The organism is Bradyrhizobium iriomotense, from assembly GCF_030160715.1.
GTDB classification, from domain to species: domain Bacteria; phylum Pseudomonadota; class Alphaproteobacteria; order Rhizobiales; family Xanthobacteraceae; genus Bradyrhizobium; species Bradyrhizobium iriomotense.
This window is the reverse complement of record NZ_BSOW01000025.1, coordinates 61,232-81,204: the sequence shown is the minus strand read 5'-3', so window position 1 is coordinate 81,204 and position 19,973 is coordinate 61,232. Positions and strand designations below refer to the sequence as shown.

Below are 19,973 nucleotides of genomic sequence, written 5' to 3'. Positions count from 1 at the left end.
GCGCTGTGCCAAAAGGCGCCATTGGCCGGGCAAGATTTCGTGCCTACATCGCTTGGATCTGACGTGGACCTAAAAAGGTGATGTGGCCTTGCCGTTCCTGTATGGAACGGTTGACTGGCCGGACTGATTTTCCCGGCGACGACCCTGAGCAAGAGACCAGAGAGCGAACACGACGTGGACATCTACACCATCATCTTCCTAGCGCTGGCGGTCTTCATTTTCCTGCGGCTGCGCAGCGTGCTGGGGCAGCGGACCGGCAACGAGCGGCCGCCGTTCGACCGCACCGCCCGCAATGCGCTCCAGGGTGCCCAGGACAAGAACGTCGTGACCATGCCGGGCAAGGTGATCGATCAGGCTCCGCTGGCGCCGACCGCCGACGTCACGCAGCCCGCCGACCGCTGGAAGGGCCTGACCGAACCCGGCACCGCGCTGGGCCAGGGGCTGGATGCGATCGTCGAGAAGGATTCCTCCTTCGATCCGCGCCACTTCCTGTCCGGCGCCCGCGGCGCCTATGAGATGATCGTGCTCGCCTTCGCCAATGGCGATCGCCGGTCGCTGCGCGACCTGTTGTCCTCGGAAGTGTTCGAAAGCTTCGACGCCGCGATCAAGGAGCGCGAGAAGAACGAGCAGAAGACCGAGACGCGCTTCGTCTCGATCGACAAGGCCGAGCTCGTCGGCGCCGAGATGCGCGACCGCACCGCGCAGCTCACCGTCCGCTTCGTCTCGCAGATGATTTCGGTGACCCGCGACAAGGCCGGCAACATCGTCGACGGCAACCCCGACAAGGTCGCCGACATCACCGACATCTGGACCTTCGCCCGCGACACCACCTCTCGCGATCCGAACTGGAAGCTGGTTGGCACCGGAAGCGCGCATTAAGGCAGCCCTGACAAATTGCGCGACGGCGCTGTGCGCAGGTGCCGTCGCGCTGTCGTCGTTTTCACTCGGCGCTGAAGCGGCGCGCCGTCATTATCACAGCCGCATTGCTCCCGAAATCGCCGCCCCGCCACCGCGGGCCTTGCCCTACCCTCAGCTCGCGTTGCCGTTCGAAATTCCCGGCGCGCAATATCTGCCGCTCGCCTGGTCCGATGTGGCCGGCTGGAGTGATGACGATCATCTCGCGGCCTACAAGGCGTTTCGCGCGAGCTGCAAATCGATTCCCGCGCAGCAGCCACAAATGATCGAGCCCAAGGCTATCGAGTCGAAGGCCATCGGCGGCTCGCTCAGCGAGCCGTGCCGGATCGCCAAATCGCTCGAGCTTTCCGACGAGAGCAAAGCACGAGCGTTTTTCGAACAGCATTTTTCGCCGCTGCGCATCTCGCGGCTCGGCGAGGCCGACGGGTTCGTGACCGGCTACTACGAGCCCGTGCTCGACGGCTCGCGCGTCCAGACCGACGTTTACAACGTCCCGGTCTATCGCCGCCCCTCGAACCTGTTCGTGCGCGGCTTCAAGCAGGATGCGCTGAGCCTGCCCAACAAGGGCCCGGTGTACCGCAAGATCGGTCGCCGCAAGCTGGTGCCCTACTACGACCGCGGAGAAATCGAGGATGGCGCGATCGCCGGCCGTGGCCTCGAGCTCTGCTGGCTCAAGGATCCGACCGACCTCCTGTTCGCGCAGATCCAGGGTTCGGCGCGGATCAAGTTCGACGACGGCTCGTCCATCCGCCTCAACTACGACGCCTATAACGGCTTTCCCTATACGGCGGTCGGACGCGTCCTGATCGAGCGCGGCATCATCCCGAAAGAGGAGATGTCGATGCAGAAGATCAGGGAGTGGATGACGCAAAATCCTGATGGCGCCAAGGAACTCCGGCGCCAGAACCGTTCCTACATCTTCTTCCGCCAGGTCAATCTCTCGGACAAGGACGAGGCGGTCGGCGCGCAGGGCATTCCGCTGACGGCGGGCCGCTCGATTGCGGTCGACAAATCGCTGCACGTCTATGGCACGCCGTTCTTCATCGAGGGCGAGCTGCCGATCGACTCCGAGAAGTCGAAGACGCCGTTCCATCGCCTGATGATCGCGCAGGACACGGGATCGGCCATCATCGGCCCCGCGCGCGCCGATCTCTATTTCGGCGCCGGCGCGGACGCCGGCCGCGTCTCGGGCCGGCTGCGCCACAACATGCATTTCGTGATGCTGGTGCCCAAGAGCCTCGATCCCGTCGCGCGCGGTTCGAGGCTGCCACTGCCCGATCCGCGGCCGTCGGCGAAGATCGCAAAGCTGTTTCCGCAAGTCGATCCGGCGAAGGATCAGAAGCCGGCTGGCGCGGTTTCTGCAACCGTGTCACAAGCCAGGGACGCGACCGTCGCCGTGGCTGCTCCCGTGCCGCTGCCGGAACCGCGCCCAATCATCAAGCCCGTTCGCGAGCAGCGCAAGCACGTGCGCCGTCGTACCAGCCCGCAATGAAGCGATCGTCCCGTCCGCCTGTTCTGGACCCGCCGCCCTCGCCCCGCCGCCGTGCGCTCAGCGAGGACGAGCGCGCGCTGTGGGACACGGTCGCCAAGCAGGTCAAGCCGCTCCGAAAATATCGCGTGACGAAGGCGGAGGCGGCGGCGCGCTCCGAAGCTTCGCAGGCCGTATCAGTCGCGAGGCATCCAGCGCCTGCAAGGCCCGTTGTCCCCGCACCGGCTCCCCGCGCGGCAAAGCCGGCTGTGCCGCCGCTCGCGCCGCTGGGAAAACGCGAACGCACGAAACTGTCGCGCGGCCGCAGCGAGATCGACGCGCGGCTTGATCTACACGGCATGACCCAGATGCGCGCCCATCGCGCGCTCTCCGGTTTCCTCCAGCGCGCCCATCACGACGGCCTGACCTTCGTGCTCGTCATCACCGGCAAGGGAAGGACCGGCGGCGAAAGCGGCGTGCTCCGCCGCCAGGTGCCGGAATGGCTGAGCCTGCCGGAATTCCGCGCCTTCGTCGTCGGCTTCGAGGAAGCCCATGTCGGCCATGGCGGCGAGGGCGCGCTCTACGTGCGGATCAGGCGGGCGAGGTATTAAAGCGGCCGCACGATCCCGAGCCGCGGGCTTTCTTGCCTCTCCCGCAAGCGGGAGAGGGAGCGCACCTCCTAGAACGGACGCACGATTCCGACACGCGGGATCAATGTGATGACCAAGCCGAAAATGTTTGTCTTCCGATCCTCCGCCGGGATCGGCGCTGTGTCCTGCTTGGCCGGCAGCATCTTCACCGCGTGCAGGATCAGGAACATGCAGACCGCCCAGTTCGAGATCCAGCGCGAATAGTCGAACACCATCATAAACATCACGACATAGGCGAGGCTGACGCCAATGATGCCTGCGATGACGAGACGCCGGTGCGTCTCGTCACCGAGCGCGTGGATCAGGTTCGCAAAATAGCGCCACAGCGGCATGTGCAGCCAGATCAGCAGCGCAAACACGGGCACGCCGAGGATGTTGTGGGGCATGCGGCCCCAGGTGTCCGCAAGCTCCTTTGCCAGAGGCTGGTACCAGATGTAGCTGAATTGCAGGAGATCGGTGCGCGCAGGATCAGCCATCCGGCCCCTGAGGTACGCGACGAAATCGGCCTCCGGTATCGGCATCGTTCCCAGGAATTGCGCGGCGAAGAACAGTGCGCTGACGACGAACAGCGCCGCGAGCCCGAACGCGACGTTCGCGCGATTGATGCCGTGCCCGAGATAGTGCCTGACGACGACGATCATGATGATCGTCGGCACATACATCAAGAGATGGATGTGGTGGATCAGGATCAGCACGATCGCGAACAGCGCCGCCAGCGCAACATGGAGGATCGAGCGCGCGGGGATCAGCAGCAGCACGATCGCGAGCGCGCTGCCATAGATGTCGAAATGGCCGAGCGTGTGCATGAAATTCTTCAGGAAGAACGGCGAGCCCGCGATGAACACGAACAGCGGCAGGGTCTTCTCGCTGAGACCGAACACCCTGCGGAACAGCGTGACGAAGAGCCCGAGCGTCACCAGCCAAGTCACGCCGCCAAGCGCAAACACCAGCCACACTGGCACCTTCGCCGTAAACAACGCAACGATGGCACCGATCAGCGCGCGCTTAATGAAGCCGAAATGATAGTCGACGAGAAGGTGGATGTAGGGAACGTAAGGCGGCAGCAGGATTTTGTGGATGAAGACGCCGACGATCACCGCGGCGTTGATCGCGAGCAACAGCCGCCAGGGGTTTTGCAGCAGACTAGCGCGCACGGGGCACCTGCGGCGTACAAAACTCCGCTGTCGTCCCGGCGAAGGCCGGGACCCATACCCACGAATGTTCGTTTTGATCCAAAGCTGGGGCTGCTATCTTTTTCCAACAATAACCGCTGGTGGTTATGGGTCCCGGCCTTCGCCGGGACGACGGGGGAATAGATAGCGCGGGCCTAGCGATTTACAAAATAAACCGGCTCAGATCGGCGTTCTTGGCGAGGTCGCCGACGTGCTTCTGCACGAAGTCGGCGTCGACCTGGATGGTCTCGCCGTTGCGGTCGGGCGCGGTGAAGGAGATTTCGTCCAGCACCCGCTCCATCACCGTCTGCAGCCGCCGCGCACCGATGTTCTCGACCGTCGAATTGACGGCGACCGCGATGTCGGCGAGCGCATCGATGGCGCCGTCGGTGATGTCGAGCGTCACGCCTTCGGTCTGCATCAGGGCGACATATTGCTTGATCAGCGAGGCCTCGGGCTCGGTGAGGATGCGCCGCAGATCGTCGCGGGTCAGTGCCTGCAATTCGACGCGGATCGGCAGGCGGCCCTGCAATTCCGGCAGCAGGTCCGAGGGCTTTGCGACGTGGAAGGCGCCGGACGCAATGAACAGGATGTGGTCGGTCTTGACCGTGCCGTGCTTGGTCGAGACGGTGGTGCCCTCGATCAGCGGCAGCAGGTCGCGCTGCACGCCCTCGCGCGAGACGTCGCCGCCGACGCGGCCGTCGCGCGCGCAGATCTTGTCGATCTCGTCCAGGAACACGATGCCGTTGTTCTCGACCGCGCTGATCGCCTCCAGCGTGAGCTGGTCGTTGTCCAGGAGCTTGTCGGATTCCTCGTTGACGAGGATCTCGTGCGAGCCCTCGACCGTCAGCCGCCGCGTCTTGGTGCGGCCCCCGAGCTTGCCAAAGATGTCGCCGATCGAGATCGCGCCCATCTGCGAGCCCGGCATGCCCGGAATCTCGAACATCGGAAGGCCGCCGCCGGAGGACTGCGTCTCAATCTCGATTTCCTTGTCGTTGAGCTCGCCGGCGCGCAGCTTCTTGCGGAAGGATTCCCGCGTCGCGGAGCTGGCATTGGCGCCGACCAGGGCATCCAGCACGCGCTCTTCGGCGGCGAGCTGGGCGCGCGCCTGCACGTCCTTGCGCTTGCGCTCGCGCACCTGGAAGATGGCGACCTCGACGAGATCGCGCACGATCTGCTCGACGTCGCGGCCGACATAGCCGACCTCGGTAAATTTGGTCGCCTCAACTTTGAGGAACGGCGCGTTGGCGAGCTTGGCCAGCCGCCGCGCGATCTCGGTCTTGCCGACGCCGGTCGGGCCGATCATCAGGATGTTCTTCGGCAGCACCTCCTCGCGAAGCGAGCCGGTGAGCTGCTGTCGCCGCCAGCGGTTCCGGAGCGCGATCGAGACGGCGCGCTTGGCCTCGGACTGGCCGACGATGAAACGGTCGAGTTCGGAAACGATTTCGCGGGGGGAGAAGTCTGTCATGGGGCCTTAGCTAGGGTCAGAAACCGGCCGGGACAAGCCGCATTTTGCAGGGGTCAGATGATCGGCGGACCGGATTGCCATTGTTTCACAGCCTCGATCGGATGGATCAGCATCAGAATATTCAGCGTCAGATTGTCGCGAATATGGAGCGCCATCATGATCTCGAAAACGAGCCCGAGCAGGACGATGCCCTTGACCGGCAGAATGCGCGCCGCGAGGAAGCCGAGCGCCATGAACAGCGTGTCGGAGATCGAATTAATGATGCTGTCGCCGTAATAATCCAGCGAGATCGTGCCGGCGCGATAGCGCTCGATGATGAAGGGCGAGTTCTCGACGATCTCCCAGGTGCCTTCGATCAGCATGGCGATGATCAGCCGCGCTGGCCAAGACAATTGCAGGAACGGCAGGCGCGCGAATAGCAGCCACGTCAATCCGTAGAACAGGAAGCCGTGGAGGATGTGGGAGAAGCTGTACCAATCGGCGATGTGCTGGGAATTCTCCGAGCTGTTCACCACGCCGTGCCAGAATTTGACATAGCCGCAGGTGCAGATCGGCACCCGGCCCATGGCAAACAGGATCGAGGCTTGCAGCGCCAGCAGCAGCAGCGCGATGCCGATCCAGGTGATCGGCGGAACCGCCGTCTTGATGGTGTGGGTAGGCGCGAGCGTCATGAATTGCACATCATCAGCAATGAAAGGTCATCGGAAGCAACCACAGGGGCAGTGCGCTCCCTCTCCCGCTTGCGGGAGAGGGTTGGGGAGAGGGTGCTTCCGCAATGGGACAGTCCCGATGAGGAAAGAGCCCTCACCCGGCGCTACGCCATAGCCTCGGCGTCCTTACGGACGGCCGCCAGAGGCGGCCTATGCCTCTCCCGCAAGCGGGAGAGGTTACACCGAACGTGCGGGTTGGCCATTCTGTCAAGTGTGCACCTTAGCCCGTCGACAGGCCTTCGATCGTCACGTTGCGGTTGGTGTAGACGCAGATGTCGGCGGCGATGTCGAGCGAGCGGCGGACGATGGTCTCGGCGTCCTTGTCGGTGTCGAGCAGGGCGCGGGCCGCGGCGAGCGCGTAGTTGCCGCCGGAGCCGATCGCCATCACGCCGGCCTCGGGCTCCAGCACGTCGCCGGTGCCGGTCAGGACCAGGGAGACCTCCTTGTCGGCCACGATCATCATGGCTTCCAGCCGCCGCAGATAGCGGTCGGTGCGCCAGTCCTTGGCGAGCTCGACCGCGGCCCGGGTCAGCTGCCCCGGATATTGCTCGAGCTTGGATTCGAGCCGCTCAAAGAGCGTGAAGGCATCGGCGGTCGCGCCGGCAAAGCCGCCGATCACGTCGCCCTTGCCGAGCTTGCGGACCTTTTTGGCGTTGGACTTGATCACGGTCTGGCCGATCGAGACCTGGCCGTCGCCGCCGACCACCACCCGGCCGCCCTTGCGGACCGTGACGATTGTCGTGCCGTGCCAGACCGAGCTGTTCTGGGAATCCTGCATGAAGTACCTCGTTGCTGGGCCTGATTTAGGCGGTCCGGCCCCTGCGTACAACGGGCCGCTCCGGCCCTAAATTCGCTCACCATAGGCAGAAGTAGAGGCCCCGCCAGCCGATCCCGCAGTAGCGAAGGCGTCATTTGGCTGTTAAAAGACCGCCGTTTTCGGCCCAAGCGGCATGATCCGGAAAAGTGGACACCGGTTTTCCGAGCAGGATCATGCCCAAATAGAAGCGAAAGCCAGCTTTCAATGCGCACCGCGACGATCAAGCGCAAGACCAAAGAGACCGACATCGAGGTATCCGTGAACCTCGATGGCTCCGGCGTGTCCGATATTGCGACCGGCATCGGCTTTTTCGACCATATGCTCGATCTCCTCGCCCGCCATTCCCGCATAGACCTCACGGTCAAGGCGGTCGGCGATCTGCACATTGATTATCACCATACGACCGAAGACACCGGCATCGCGCTTGGCCAGGCCGTCAAGCAGGCGCTCGGCAACATGGCGGGCATCACCCGCTATGCCAGCGTCCATATGCCCATGGACGAGACGCTGTCGCGCGTCGTCATCGACATCTCGGGCCGCCCGGTCCTGGTGTTCAAGGCCGACTTCCCCCGCGACAAGATCGGCGAGTTCGACACCGAGCTCGTGCGCGAGTGGTTCAACGCCTTCGCCATGAACGCCGGCGTGACTCTCCACGTCGAGACCCTATATGGCGAGAACAGCCACCATATCGCCGAATCCTGCTTCAAGGGTCTGGCGCGGGCGCTGCGCACCGCCGTGGCGATCGATCCAAAGGCGGCGGGCGAAGTGCCCTCCACCAAGGGCTCGCTCGGCGGCTGACATCTCCGTCTTGCGGCGATGGGCGCCGCCGGCGGTATCAAATATCTTCTGAGAACGGGGCATCCAACATGCCTGCCTACACAGTTCATGCTCCCGGCCCCAATGGGGCGGACCTGCGCGCGACGGACAACTTCGTCTTCGTGCGCGACGGCTTTCATTTCTGGGCGATGATCTACGGCCCGCTCTGGCTGTTGTGGCACCGGCTGTGGCTGGCGCTGCTCGGCTGGGTGATCCTGTTCGCCGCGTTCCAGGCCGGGCTTTCGAGCCTTGGCGTCGGCCGCTCGTCGATCTTCCTTGCCGATATCGTGCTGGCCCTCTTGATGGGCCTCGAGGCGTCGAGCCTGCGCCGCTGGACGCTGTCGCGCGGCAATTGGCGCCAGCTCGACGTCGTCATCGCCGACGATCGGGACACCGCCGAGCGCCGCTTCTTCGAGCGCTGGAGCCAGAAGCAGCGCGGCATCGTCAATGATCAATGGGCCGTCGACCGCGGCGGTCCGCCGCCAACCCGCAACGTGCCGGGTCAGCCGTTCTCAGACCCGCCGCCCCTGCCGTCGGGCGGCATCATTGGATTGTTTCCAGAACCGGGAGGGTCATCACGATGAGCGTTGCCATCATCGATTACGGTTCCGGCAATCTGCATTCCGCCGCAAAGGCCTTCGAGCGCGCCGCGCGCAGCATGGAGGACGGGCAGAAGGTCTTCGTGACGAGCGATCCGGATCAGGCCTATAGCGCGGATCGCCTCGTGCTGCCCGGCGTCGGCGCCTTCGCCGACTGCCGGCGCGGGCTCGATGCCGTCAACGGCATGGTCGAGGCGATCACCGAAGCGGTGCGCGTGAAGGCGCGGCCGATGTTCGGAATCTGCGTCGGCATGCAGCTCTTTGCCAGCCGCGGCAAGGAGCACGTCATCACCGAAGGCCTGAACTGGATCGCCGGCGACGTCGAGAAGATCACCCCGCGCGACGAAAACCTGAAGATCCCGCACATGGGCTGGAACACACTCGACGTCCTGCGCGAGCATCCGGTGCTGGACAAGCTGCCGCTGGGGCCGAAGGGCCAGCACGCCTATTTCGTGCACTCCTACCACCTCAATGCCGCCTTTGAGGCGGACGTGCTCGCGCGCGCCGATTATGGCGGGCCGGTCACGGCGATCGTCGCCAAGGACACCGCCATCGGCACCCAGTTTCACCCCGAGAAGAGCCAGCGCTTCGGCCTCGCCCTGATCTCGAACTTTTTGAGATGGAAGCCGTGATCCTCTTCCCCGCCATCGATCTGAAGAACGGCCAATGCGTGCGCCTCGAGCAAGGCGACATGGCGCGCGCCACCGTGTTCAACCTCGATCCCGCGGCGCAGGCGCAAAGCTTCGCCGCGCAGGGATTTGAATATCTCCACGTCGTCGATCTCGACGGCGCCTTTGCCGGCAAGCCGGTGAACGCTGCCGCCGTGGAGGCCATGCTGAAGACGATCAAGATCCCGGTGCAGCTCGGCGGCGGCATTCGTGATCTTGCGACCATTGAGGCCTGGCTCGCCAAGGGCATCACCCGCGTCATCATCGGCACGGCTGCCGTGCGCGATCCCGAGCTGGTGAAGAGCGCGGCGAAGAAATTTCCCGGCCGCGTCGCCGTGGGACTCGATGCCCGAGACGGCAAGGTCGCCGTCGAAGGCTGGGCCGAGACCTCGCAGGTGACGGTGCTGGAGATCGCACGCCGTTTCGAGGATGCCGGCGTCGCCGCCATCATCTTCACCGATATTGCGCGCGACGGCCTGCTCAAGGGGCTAAACCTGGACGCAACCATCGCCCTCGCCGATGCGATCACCATCCCCGTGATCGCCTCCGGCGGCCTCGCCTCGATCGAGGACGTCAAGGCCATGCTGACGCCGCGGGCGAAAAAGCTTGCGGGTGCGATCGCCGGCCGTGCCCTCTATGATGGCAGGCTCGATCCGGCTAGCGCCCTCACCCTGATCCGCGACGCCCGCGCCGCCGCCTAGGAGACCAAAAATGTTCAAGGTGCGCGTGATCCCCTGCCTCGACGTCAAGGACGGCCGGGTCGTCAAGGGCGTCAACTTCGTCGACCTGCGCGATGCCGGCGATCCCGTCGAGGCGGCGATTGCCTATGACGCGGCCGGCGCCGACGAGCTCACTTTCCTCGACATCACCGCGACCCATGAGAACCGCGGCATCATGCTGGACGTGGTCCGGCGCACGGCGGAGGCCTGCTTCATGCCGGTCACCGTCGGCGGCGGCGTGCGCAAGGTTGATGATATCAAGACGCTGCTGCGCTCGGGCGCCGACAAGGTCTCGATCAACAGCGCCGCGGTGTCGCGGCGCGAGTTCGTCAAGGAAGCCGCCGAAAAGTTCGGCGAGCAATGCGTGGTGGTCGCGATCGACGCCAAGCGCGTCAAGCGCCCCGGCGGCTCCGACCGCTGGGAGATCTTCACCCATGGCGGGCGCAATTCGACCGGCATCGATGCCATCGAATATGCCCAGGAGGTGGTGTCGCTGGGCGCTGGTGAAATTTTGCTCACCTCGATGGACCGCGACGGCACCAGGCAGGGCTTTGACATCCCGCTCACCCGGGCGATTGCCGACAGCGTTCCCGTTCCCGTGATCGCCTCGGGCGGCGTCGGCAATCTCGATCACCTCGTCGACGGCATCCGCGACGGCCACGCCACCGCGGTGCTGGCGGCGTCGATCTTCCACTTCGGGGAATTCACCATCCGCGAGGCCAAGGACCACATGGCCCGCCGCGGCCTGCCGATGCGGCTGGATGCCTGACGACTCCGCTTCGGAAAAATGCTACACAGGCAGGGCTGGACCGGCCTATGAAGCCGGCGTGTGTTTCTGAGTATTTTGTATGTCGCGTTTCACGATCCACGATCTGGCCGCAACCATCGATGCCCGCGCAGCGGCCGGTGGCGAGGTGTCCTATACCCGCAAGCTCCTGGACAAGGGCGCGGAACATTGCGCGAAAAAGTTCGGCGAGGAAGCAGTCGAAACCGTAATCGCAGCAGTCGAAAACGATCGCGCGCATCTGATCGCCGAGAGCGCCGACCTGCTCTACCACTTCCTTGTGCTGCTCAAGGCGCGTGGCGTAAAGCTGGAAGAGGTCGAGGCGGCGCTGGACAAGCGGACATCGATGTCAGGGTTGGAAGAGAAGGCGTCGCGCAAGGGCGATTAACCGAAGGGACGGAAAGGCGGCGTCATGGATATCCGCGCACCCGAGCAGCAGTATAATCCGTACCGCGTCTATACGCGCGAGCAGTGGTCGCGGTTGCGTGACGATACGCCGATGACGCTGGAGCCGGGTGAGTTCGACCGCCTCCGCTCGATGCATGATCGCCTCGACTTGCAGGAGGTCGAGGACATCTACCTGCCGCTGTCGCGCCTGCTCTCGATCTATGTCGACGCCATGCAGCGCCTGTATTACTCGCAGCGCCAGTTCCTCAACATCCGCGATCGCAAGATGCCCTACATCATCGGCGTCGCAGGTTCCGTCGCGGTCGGAAAATCCACCACGGCCCGCGTGCTTCAGGCGCTGCTCGCGCGCTGGTCGCCGCGGCCGAAGGTCGACCTGATCACCACGGACGGCTTTCTCTATCCCAATGCCGTGCTCGAGCGGCAGGGCATCATGCAGAAGAAGGGTTTTCCGGAGAGCTACGACCTGCCGCTGCTGCTCGGCTTCCTCTCCGACATCAAGGCTGGCCGCCACCCCGTGCGCGCGCCGGTCTACTCGCATCTGACCTATGACATCGTGCCGAACCAGTGGGTCGAGATCGACCAGCCGGACATCCTGATCGTCGAAGGCGTCAACGTGCTGCAAACCGGTAAGCTGCCGCGTGACGGCAAGGCGGTGCCCGTCGTTTCCGACTTCTTCGATTTCTCCGTCTATATCGACGCCGACGAGGCGGCGCTGCGGCAATGGTACGTCAAGCGCTTCCTGGCGCTGCGCGACACCGCATTCACCAATCCAAAATCCTACTTCAACCGCTATGCGCTGCTCTCGGACGACGAGGCCACCGCCACCGCGATCGCGATCTGGGAGCGCACCAACCTCGCCAATCTCGAGGACAACATCCTGCCTACCCGCCCCCGCGCGACGCTGATCCTGAAGAAGGGCGCCGACCACGTGGTGGAAAGCGTGGCACTGCGACGGCTGTAGCCGTAATTTTGTAGTTGTAGGGTGGGCAAAGGCGCAAAGCGCCGTGCCCACCATCCTTCCAGAATTGAGATAGAAGTGGTGGGCACGCTTCGCTTTGCCCACCCTACGGCTGCTGCGATTGTGGCTACACCGCCAGATGCCGTGACGCCGCGAGGCCCGCCAGCGCCTCTTCCAGCTTTTCGCGGTCGAGCGGCTTGATCAAGAATCCGTCCATGCCGGCTTCGAAGCAGGCGTAGCGATCTTCCACCAGCGTGTTCGCGGTCAGCGCCAGGATCGGCGTGCGGCGACCGCCCTCGCCTGCTTCATGCGTGCGGATGCGTTTGGCCGCTTCGATGCCGTCGAGCTGCGGCATCTGGATGTCCATCAGCACGAGATCATACGGCATGCCGGCGGATTTCGCCGCCAGCCAGGATTCCAGCGCCGCCTCGCCATGGGTTGCGATCACGACGCGGTGCCCGAGCCGCGTCAGCAGCGATCGCATCAACAGCGCGTTGATCTCGTTGTCTTCCGCGACCAGGATCGACAGAGCCTTTGTCACGGCAGACGGCGTCGCGGATGCCTCGGCCGGCGGCTCCGGCGCAAGCTCGGGCGAGGCGACTTCCGGCGTCAGCGACAGGCGTGCGGCAAGCGAAGCGGCGCGCAGCGGCTTCACGAGATAACCGGTGAAGGCCGGCGACAAGGGTTCGTGCCGCGTCGCCGGCGTGAGCAGCACCAGCCGCTGCACGGCATGGCTACGTGCCGCTTCGCCGAGCCGCGCCGCGATGTCCGAACCGAGCGCGCGATCGATCAGCACGGCATGCCAGGAGCGCTCCGGCAGCAGCGCCAGCGCGACGTCCACATCCGAGACCATGCAGGTCTGACCGCCCCAGCGCTCCAGCCGCCGCGCGATCAGCGAGGCTTCGATGCCCTGAGTTTCGATGCCTTGGGCCGCGATCAGCAGGATCGATTTGCCGGTGAGGTCGGGGCTCGGGAACGCCGTGTGTCCCGCGCTTGCATCGACAGGGGTGAGCGGAATGGAGACCTCGAAGGTCGACCCCCTGCCCGGCTCGCTCTCCAGATTGATCCGGCCGCCCATGCGCTTGACGATGCGCTCGCTGATCGCAAGGCCGAGGCCGGTGCCGCCATAGGTGCGCGCGACGCGCTCGTCGGCCTGCTCGAATTCGCGGAAGATGCGCGACTGCGCCTCGGGCGCGATCCCGATGCCGGTGTCGCGCACCAAGAAGCTGATCTCGTTCGGCCACAGGCCGGGTTCGACGATCAGCGCGACGCCGCCCTGCGCGGTGAACTTGATCGCATTGCCGGCGAGATTGAGCAGCACCTGGCGCAGCCGCGCGGCGTCGCCGACCACGTCGAACGGCAGGCGCTCGTCGACATAGGCCGCGATCTCGAGGTTCTTTGCCTGCGCGCGCGGCGCGAGCAGCTCGGTGATCTCCTCGACCAACGTCGACAGCGCGAAGGGACGCTGCTCGAGGTCGAGCTTGCCGGCCTCGATCTTGGAATAGTCCAGCAGCTCCTCGATCAGCGCGGTCAGCGCCTCGCCCGAAGTTTTCACAGCCCGCGCATAGGTCGTCTGCTCCGGCGTCAGCGCGGTGTCGAGCAACAGGCTGCTCATGCCGATGATGCCGTTGAGCGGCGTGCGGATCTCGTGGCTCGCCATTGCGAGGAAGCGCGACTTGGCGCGGTTGGCGGCGTCGGCCTGGTCGCGGGCCTCGGAGAGCGCGCGTTCACTCTCGGTGCGGTCGGTGACGTCGCGGCCGACGCTCTGGAGCTCGGCCGGCTGGCCGGCATCCAGCCGCACAAAGCCTTCGCGCCAGGCGATCCAGCGCGCGCCGATCGGGGTTGCGATCCTCTGGTCGTGGATGCGCGTGCCGTTGCTTTCGAGCGCACGGTCGCCCTGCTCCAGCACGTCGAAATTGAAGCGCGTGCCGATCAGCGCGCTGCGCGCCTGCCCGGCCAGCTCGCAATAGGCGTCGTTGGCAAAGGTGATGCGGCCCCGGTGATCGCGCAGCACGATCAGATCGCCTTGCGATTCGAACAGGCTGCGTGCGCGCTCTTCCGCCTCCTTCAGCTCCCAATTGCGATCGACCAGCGCCTCGTTATGCGCCGCGAGCGTGCGCAGGCGCTTGTTGACGAAGCGCAGCCGCATGCTGAGCGTGGCCAGCCCCAGGCAGGCGAGCGCGAACAGAAAGCTCGCGCCGATGGCAAAGGCGTTGGGATCGTAGCCCGACTTCTCGGCCCGGCTTCCGGCGATGAAGCCATAGGCGCCGCCGAAGGTCGCCGAGAAGATCATGAAGGAGCGGATCGCAAACGCGATCCTGGGATGGCGGCGCCTGAAGCGGCGCATGCGCACTTTGATCCGGAACGACCGACCCATCGCCAAAGATCCTGACTCTATCTAAATCTCTTGCCCGCCCTCGATGACGATGTGTCGCTCAACCTTGCGAACAGTTTGAGGTTTTGTAGCCGGCTCGAAACAGGGTTGATGAGACGTTAACGCCTCAGAGCGAGGCGGCCTGAAGATGGCGGTGCCCGCCGGCAGCGCCGACGATCAGGGCCGCGGCATCGCGGGCCGAGAACGTCTTCGACCGCACATAGATGCGATAGTCGGCCGGCCCATGACTGGTGAGATAGATCACCGGATCGGCGCCGCTCGGGTGCGCGGCAATCGCGACGAGGCGGGTTGCCGCGCTGGATTGGCAGGCGTCCGTTTCGGAGCTCGGCCCGTCGTCGACCAGGACGAAATCCGCGGCCTCCGCCGTCTCGGTGATCTCTACGCGGACGGTGGCGCGCGCAGGGTCGTCGGTGAAGGCGACGTGCAGGCCGGCAGTCCAGGGAACGGAAGCGAGCTCGACCGGAGTCTCGCCGAAGGCGATGCAGGGATGCGATGGAGATCCGGGCCCGCCGCGCACCAGCACCGCCGCCGCCATCAAGGGAACAACCGAAGCCAGGATCTTGAAACGCAACATGGCACGCTACTCGCCAAAGGCCTCATGCGAGCTCAACAGGAGCTCACGAGGGACGGGTGGGCCTTATGGTTTGCAGAGCGTAAAGGAAACTCGTTACCGCCGGGTTGATACGGATGCGGGTCACGCCAGCTGGCGCACATCCTCCGCGAGTGCGCGATAGGAGAGGGCCTCGGCGAGATGCAGCCGGCCGATCTTGTCGGAATTGTCGAGGTCGGCCAGCGTTCGCGCCACCCGCAGCACGCGATGATAGCCGCGGGCCGACAGCCGCATGGTCGAGCACGGAGGCCGGTGCCTCCGCATTGGTGCGCACGGTCAGCAGTCCCGCGGCCAAGTAGTGCGCGAGCTGGATGTCGCGGGCAGCATCGACACGCGCGGCGATTTCGATCGTGAATATCCACGGAAAGACATCGAATTTCGACACGCTTTCCTTCGACTACTTCTCCGAAGTAACGCAATTCATGGGATAGCCGCTCTGGCGTGGATGAAGTCGTACCCAGCAGTTCTAGGTCAAGTCCAATGCCGAAAACTATTTTTTCAGGCGAGCACCGGAGGAAGTCGGCAATCTTCTTGACAATTGGACTTATGGGCAAAGCGTCAACGTCAACACCTGACGTCGAGCTGTGCTACGGCTCACGTTTGCAGCCTAAACGCCCTTCATGCCGCGTTTGAAAATCGAATAGTAACCCTCCACGGTGTTGGTGGTGATCTTATCACCTGCGCTGTAGCGGACGTATTCTTCGCGGCTATGGTTTACGGCGTCATGACTCATGAAGTGAGCGCCAAGCTGGCCATACCAGCGGCCTTCGTCGGTATTGACGACGCTTTCGCGATTGACGTTCTCGCGAACGATTTTGGTCACTTCGTTGAGCGTAGTGGAGTCGATATGGAAGCTCCGGGCAGCGCCCCCGCGCTCAACTAAGGTCATCACGATATTCTTGTGAGCACCGCCACTACGCTGCTTGGGAACGCCTTCAAGGCGCCCGATGTAGGTTTCGTCGATTTCAATAGTCTTGCCATTCCCTCCTAAAGGGGAAAGCTGTCCATCGCGCATGGCCTCCCGGATTCGATGGGCCAAAAACCAAGCGCTTTTGTAGGTTATTTCCAGCGTCCTATGCAGTTGATGAGCGCTAATTCCCTTCTTGCTAGAGACCATCAAGTGAACGGCCTGCAAGCACTTGTGCAAAGGAATATGTGCGGACTCAAAAACTGTACCGACACGCACAGTAAATTGTTTGCGGCACTCGTAGCACTTCCAGAGGCCAAGCCGCTCTTTGCCATTCTTGCCCTTGACGCCCTCTAAGCGTCCCGCCCGATCGACCGTTCCGCACTTCGGACAAATGACGCCATCGCCCCAGAGAAGCCCTTCCAGATGCCGGAAAGCAGCCTTCTCATTATAAAAATAGGACCGATCAAGAACGGACATGGCGCAAATCCAATAACCATCGAGGTTATTCGGATTCTCGCATGTCGCTTGGGTTTGTAAAGTATATAATCCCCTTCGGCTGGCAAGAACAATACGGGAACATTTGTCCGGGCCCGCGAGCACGTCCTAACAAGGTGTAAACGGGACGGGGACAGTAAGCCTCGAATGCGAGCCGATCCGCTCAGCACATCCCAACGAATGTTCGGTACGTTTAGGGTCGCGGGATGGGCCGTGATCTAACAAGTGAATAATCGAGATGCTTGCAAATCGCCGGAGAAGCGAACGTCGGGTGTGCAGTCGGCTTGCCAAGATTCATCTTGGCGCGGGGTCGCTGCCGAGGGATTGCACGATCACGGACATTTCCGATGGCGGCGTGAAAGTGGTGGCGGAGTTTCTGGAAGTGCCGCCGCAATTCACCATCATCTTCGCGCCGGACTATTCCCGCCAGTGCCAGCTCCGCTGGCGCATCGGTTGCGAATTCGGCGCCGAATTTATCGATTAAGCGGCGCGAGGCGGCGCTCCTTAACGGGAAATTAGCGTTAATCGGGAAAGCATCTCTGATCAGCCGCCGACGGTAGATCAGAGTATGTCCCAGCGTTCGTCCCTTCTCTCGTCCCCGGCGCGATGGCTGCTGTCCGCGCTTCTCGCGCTCGGACTTTGCGGCTGCCAGACCACGGGGCTCGAGGACATCACCGGCGCGCTCGGCACCAAGCCGGAAAAGACCCGCGAGGCCAAGCCCGACATGGACGCCTTGCGCGAGCGCTACCGGGCGACGCCAAGCGATCCCGAGATCGCGCTGCAATACGGCAAGGCGCTGCGCGAGAACGGCCAGCGCTCGCAGGCCGTCGCCGTGCTCGAACAGGCCGTGCTCAGCCACTCCGGAAACAAGCCGCTGCTTGCGGCTTATGGCCGCGCGCTCGCCGACGCCGGCAATTTCCAGCAGGCCTTCGATGTGCTGAGCCGCGCGCATACGCCGGAGGATCCCGACTGGCACATCCTGTCGGCGCAAGGCGCGGTGCTCGATCAGCTCGGCCGCAACGAGGAAGCGCAGCAATATTACGGCAGCGCCCTGAAGATCGTGCCGGACGAGCCGCAGGTTTTGTCCAATCTCGGCCTGTCCTACCTGCTCCAGAACAATCTGCCCAAGGCGGAGGAGACGCTGCGCCGCGCCTACGAGCGCGCGCCGCAGGACGCGCGCGTGCGGGCCAATCTCGCGCTCGTGGTCGGACTACAGGGCCGCCAGGCCGAGGCCGAGAGCATCGTGAAGGCCGATCTGCCGCCGGACGAGGCCCAGGCCAAGGTCACCGCGCTCCGGCAGCTCCTCACCAAGAAGCAGCAGCGGGCGGAGAGGTAGCGCCGCGCTTTCGGCGCGCCTACGACGCCTTGCGATGCGGCGCGGATTCGCGCTTCGGCTTGCCCTTCAACTTCTTCAGCAGGGGCGCCAGCAGCGACTGCCTCGGCTTCTTGACCTCGCCGCGGCCGGCAAGCCGGTTGGCGAGATTCTGGAACGTCTCGGCGGTGCGGTGGCTCTTGGAGACCTCCGCGATCATCTGGCCGTTATTGGCGGCCGTCGAGAACAGCTTTGAATCGAAGGGAATGACCGCGACCGGCTGGCTTTCCATGGTCTTGGCGAAAGCCTTGACCTCGATCTCCGCGCGCTTGTGCATGCCGACCTGGTTGAGGCAGTAGAGCGGCGGCCGATCGTTGGGCCGCGCGGCCTTCAGCACGCTCAGCATGTTCCTGGTGTTGCGTAAGTTGGCAAGATCCGGCTCGGCCACGATCACGATGTCGTCGGCGTTGATCAGCGCGCGCCGCGTCCAGCCCGACCATTGATGGGGCACGTCGAGCACGATGCAGGGCGTGGTCATGCGCAGCGTATCGAACACCGCGTCGAAGGCTTCGGCGCCGAAATCATAGACGCGGTCGAGGCTGGCGGGTGCTGCCAGCAGGCTGAGACGCTCGGTGCATTTGGCAAGTAGGCGCTCCATCAGCGCGGTGTCGGGGCGCTCCTGCGTCAGCACCGCGTTGGCGATGCCCTGCACCGGATCCTGGTTGTAGTCGAGGCTCGCGGTCCCGAAGGCGAGATCGAGATCGATCACGACGGAATCGAGCGCCAGATCGCGCGCGATGGTCCAGGCGACATTGTGCGCGATCGTGGATGCGCCGACGCCGCCCTTGGCGCCGACCACCGCGATGACGCGGCCGGTGATGATGGCTTCCGAGGCCGAGAACAGGCTGCAGATCGAGCGCACCACGTCGATGGTCTCGATCGGCCCGATCACGTAGTCGTTGACGCCGCGGCGCACCAGCTCGCGATAGGGCGCCTCGTCGCTGGGATTGCCGATCACGACCACGCGCGTGCCGGGATCGCATACGCCGGCGAGATCGTCGAGCCCTTCGAGGATGTCGCGCGTGCCGTCGGATTCGATCACGATCACGTTCGGCGTCGGCATCGAGCCATAGGCCTCGACCGCCGCCGCAAGGCCGCCTTCCTTGACGGTGAGGTGGGCTTTCGCAAGCCGGCGGTCCTGGCCGGCCGCGGTGATCGCGTCATAGGTCTGCTCGGTCTCGCAGAACGCCTGCACCGAGACCCGCGGGACCGGCGCAATGTGTTCGTCGGGGTGCTGCGGATCGTCGGAATCGTCTTCGTATTGGCCGCTCATTGTCATTTGCCCGTGTCGCTGAGTTTGGCCTTGTCGGCGTCGGGATAGATCGTCGAGGTCGGCATGCCCTTGCGGTACCGGTCGAACGCGATCGCGCGCCGCGCTGCATAGGCAGGTGTTTCGGCGCGCGGCTGCTCGAGATCGGCCGGGTTGTCGATCATCGCCGCGAGGTTGCGCTGCGTCGCGCAGCCGAGGTTGAAGTACGGCCTGTTCTCGTTGTAGCCGGGGTCGAAGATCGACGGGCCGGTATCCTCCGGCCACAGTCCGCAGGGACCTGCGACCGCGGCGATCTTCGAATAGCTCAGGCGGATGGTCGGCAGCAGGGCGGCATCGTCGGGGCGATAGGTGCGCTGCACGATGCCGCGCGCGGGCACGCCGCCGGCCGCCAGCACCGAGCGGATTTCGTGGTAGGTCGTAGCCGCAGCGCGGGCGTTCTTGGTGTCGACGGGCACGTCGACCACGACGGCGCCGGTGCCTTCATGCACCCAGTCCCGCGCAATGCCCATGACGTCGCCGCGCTGCGCTTCCGACAGGCCGCCGCGGGCCTGGCCGACGAAGATCACGATTGAACGCTTGGCCTCCTGCACCGCGATCGGATGGCGCTGGCGATAGTCGGTCGGCACCGTCTGGGTGACGACCTCCTCGGTGGTGTTGCACGCACCGAGCGTGACGGCGAGCCCCATCAGCGCGACCGCGAGGCGCAGCTTCTTGCGGCTATCGACCGGTAGTCTTGTCATCGCTTCATCCCCCTCGTGTTGAAGCTTCG

Annotated in this window: 20 protein-coding genes and 2 pseudogenes; 12 read left to right on the top strand and 10 right to left on the bottom strand. The window is 64.3% G+C overall.

The window, feature by feature from the left end:
* Positions 1-174: 174 nt before the first annotated feature.
* From QQL28_RS30780 to QQL28_RS30770, 3 genes are read left to right on the top strand one after another with little or no spacing between them, the layout of a single operon-like run.
* Complete coding sequence (locus QQL28_RS30780) at positions 175-879, top strand: Tim44/TimA family putative adaptor protein (RefSeq protein ID WP_284271603.1); 705 nt, start codon at positions 175-177, stop codon at positions 877-879.
* Positions 857-2,407, top strand: a complete 1,551-nt coding sequence (gene mltA / locus QQL28_RS30775; protein ID WP_284271602.1) for a murein transglycosylase A — start codon at positions 857-859, stop codon at positions 2,405-2,407. Before QQL28_RS30780 ends, mltA begins: the two co-directional genes overlap by 23 nt.
* A complete protein-coding gene (locus QQL28_RS30770; protein WP_284271601.1) occupies positions 2,404-2,994 on the top strand; it encodes a Smr/MutS family protein in 591 nt (196 codons plus the stop codon). Before mltA ends, QQL28_RS30770 begins: the two co-directional genes overlap by 4 nt.
* A 68-nt stretch (positions 2,995-3,062) precedes the next feature.
* On the opposite strand, the gene QQL28_RS30765 is transcribed toward QQL28_RS30770, so the two are convergent.
* The 4 genes from QQL28_RS30765 to hslV all read right to left on the bottom strand — a co-directional run bounded on the left by QQL28_RS30765 (position 3,063) and on the right by hslV (position 7,161).
* Positions 3,063-4,187: a hypothetical protein gene (locus tag QQL28_RS30765; protein WP_284271600.1), complete on the bottom strand. Its 1,125-nt coding sequence runs from the start codon at positions 4,185-4,187 to the stop codon at positions 3,063-3,065.
* 181 nt (positions 4,188-4,368) lie between these two features.
* Positions 4,369-5,673, bottom strand: a complete 1,305-nt coding sequence (gene hslU, locus QQL28_RS30760) for an ATP-dependent protease ATPase subunit HslU (protein ID WP_284271599.1) — start codon at positions 5,671-5,673, stop codon at positions 4,369-4,371.
* Positions 5,674-5,726: 53 nt separating this feature from the next.
* Entirely contained in the window at positions 5,727-6,344 is a 618-nt protein-coding gene (locus tag QQL28_RS30755; protein ID WP_284271598.1) for a DUF2585 domain-containing protein, read from the bottom strand.
* A 259-nt stretch (positions 6,345-6,603) separates the two neighbouring features.
* Positions 6,604-7,161: an ATP-dependent protease subunit HslV gene (gene hslV / locus QQL28_RS30750; protein WP_284271597.1), complete on the bottom strand. Its 558-nt coding sequence runs from the start codon at positions 7,159-7,161 to the stop codon at positions 6,604-6,606.
* A gap of 243 nt (positions 7,162-7,404) precedes the next feature.
* On the opposite strand from hslV, the gene hisB reads away from it, so the two are divergent.
* The 7 genes from hisB (at position 7,405) to coaA (ending at position 12,155) form a co-directional block, all read left to right on the top strand.
* Positions 7,405-7,998, top strand: coding sequence for an imidazoleglycerol-phosphate dehydratase HisB (hisB, locus tag QQL28_RS30745; RefSeq protein ID WP_284271596.1), 594 nt, complete (start codon positions 7,405-7,407; stop codon positions 7,996-7,998).
* A 68-nt stretch (positions 7,999-8,066) separates the two neighbouring features.
* On the top strand, positions 8,067-8,600 hold the full coding sequence (locus QQL28_RS30740) for a DUF2628 domain-containing protein (RefSeq protein WP_284271595.1): 534 nt from the start codon (positions 8,067-8,069) through the stop codon (positions 8,598-8,600).
* Entirely contained in the window at positions 8,597-9,247 is a 651-nt protein-coding gene (gene hisH, locus QQL28_RS30735) for an imidazole glycerol phosphate synthase subunit HisH (protein WP_284271594.1), read from the top strand. Before QQL28_RS30740 ends, hisH begins: the two co-directional genes overlap by 4 nt.
* Positions 9,244-9,984: a 1-(5-phosphoribosyl)-5-[(5-phosphoribosylamino)methylideneamino]imidazole-4-carboxamide isomerase gene (gene hisA / locus QQL28_RS30730; protein WP_284271678.1), complete on the top strand. Its 741-nt coding sequence runs from the start codon at positions 9,244-9,246 to the stop codon at positions 9,982-9,984. Before hisH ends, hisA begins: the two co-directional genes overlap by 4 nt.
* A 10-nt stretch (positions 9,985-9,994) precedes the next feature.
* Complete coding sequence (gene hisF / locus QQL28_RS30725) at positions 9,995-10,771, top strand: imidazole glycerol phosphate synthase subunit HisF (protein WP_284271593.1); 777 nt, start codon at positions 9,995-9,997, stop codon at positions 10,769-10,771.
* 79 nt (positions 10,772-10,850) lie between these two features.
* Positions 10,851-11,174, top strand: a complete 324-nt coding sequence (locus QQL28_RS30720) for a phosphoribosyl-ATP diphosphatase (RefSeq protein ID WP_284271592.1) — start codon at positions 10,851-10,853, stop codon at positions 11,172-11,174.
* 24 nt (positions 11,175-11,198) lie between these two features.
* Positions 11,199-12,155, top strand: a complete 957-nt coding sequence (gene coaA, locus QQL28_RS30715) for a type I pantothenate kinase (RefSeq protein WP_284271591.1) — start codon at positions 11,199-11,201, stop codon at positions 12,153-12,155.
* 124 nt (positions 12,156-12,279) lie between these two features.
* Here coaA and QQL28_RS30710 read toward each other — a convergent pair whose 3' ends face one another.
* The 4 genes and pseudogenes from QQL28_RS30710 to QQL28_RS30695 all read right to left on the bottom strand — a co-directional run.
* A complete protein-coding gene (locus QQL28_RS30710) occupies positions 12,280-14,529 on the bottom strand; it encodes a PAS domain-containing hybrid sensor histidine kinase/response regulator (RefSeq protein ID WP_284271590.1) in 2,250 nt (749 codons plus the stop codon).
* Between the two features lie 124 nt (positions 14,530-14,653).
* Complete coding sequence (locus tag QQL28_RS30705) at positions 14,654-15,121, bottom strand: hypothetical protein (protein ID WP_284271589.1); 468 nt, start codon at positions 15,119-15,121, stop codon at positions 14,654-14,656.
* Between the two features lie 120 nt (positions 15,122-15,241).
* A pseudogene (locus QQL28_RS30700) lies at positions 15,242-15,503 on the bottom strand (magnesium chelatase subunit ChlI family protein); the annotation flags it as partial.
* A gap of 264 nt (positions 15,504-15,767) precedes the next feature.
* Positions 15,768-16,544, bottom strand: a pseudogene (locus QQL28_RS30695) (IS1595 family transposase); the annotation flags it as partial.
* Positions 16,545-16,800: 256 nt separating this feature from the next.
* Here QQL28_RS30695 and QQL28_RS30690 point away from each other — a divergent pair.
* Together QQL28_RS30690 and QQL28_RS30685 are read left to right on the top strand one after the other, a co-directional pair.
* Positions 16,801-17,046 (top strand): PilZ domain-containing protein, encoded by a 246-nt coding sequence (locus QQL28_RS30690; protein ID WP_283038918.1) that lies wholly within the window; start codon positions 16,801-16,803, stop codon positions 17,044-17,046.
* Between the two features lie 84 nt (positions 17,047-17,130).
* Entirely contained in the window at positions 17,131-17,898 is a 768-nt protein-coding gene (locus QQL28_RS30685; RefSeq protein WP_284271587.1) for a tetratricopeptide repeat protein, read from the top strand.
* Between the two features lie 19 nt (positions 17,899-17,917).
* Here the strand turns inward: QQL28_RS30685 and QQL28_RS30680 are convergent, their stop codons facing one another.
* On the bottom strand, positions 17,918-19,207 hold the full coding sequence (locus tag QQL28_RS30680; RefSeq protein ID WP_284271585.1) for a CpaE/TadZ family protein: 1,290 nt from the start codon (positions 19,205-19,207) through the stop codon (positions 17,918-17,920).
* A gap of 2 nt (positions 19,208-19,209) precedes the next feature.
* Positions 19,210-19,944, bottom strand: a complete 735-nt coding sequence (locus tag QQL28_RS30675; RefSeq protein ID WP_284271583.1) for a CpaD family pilus assembly protein — start codon at positions 19,942-19,944, stop codon at positions 19,210-19,212.
* Positions 19,945-19,973 lie beyond the last annotated feature (29 nt).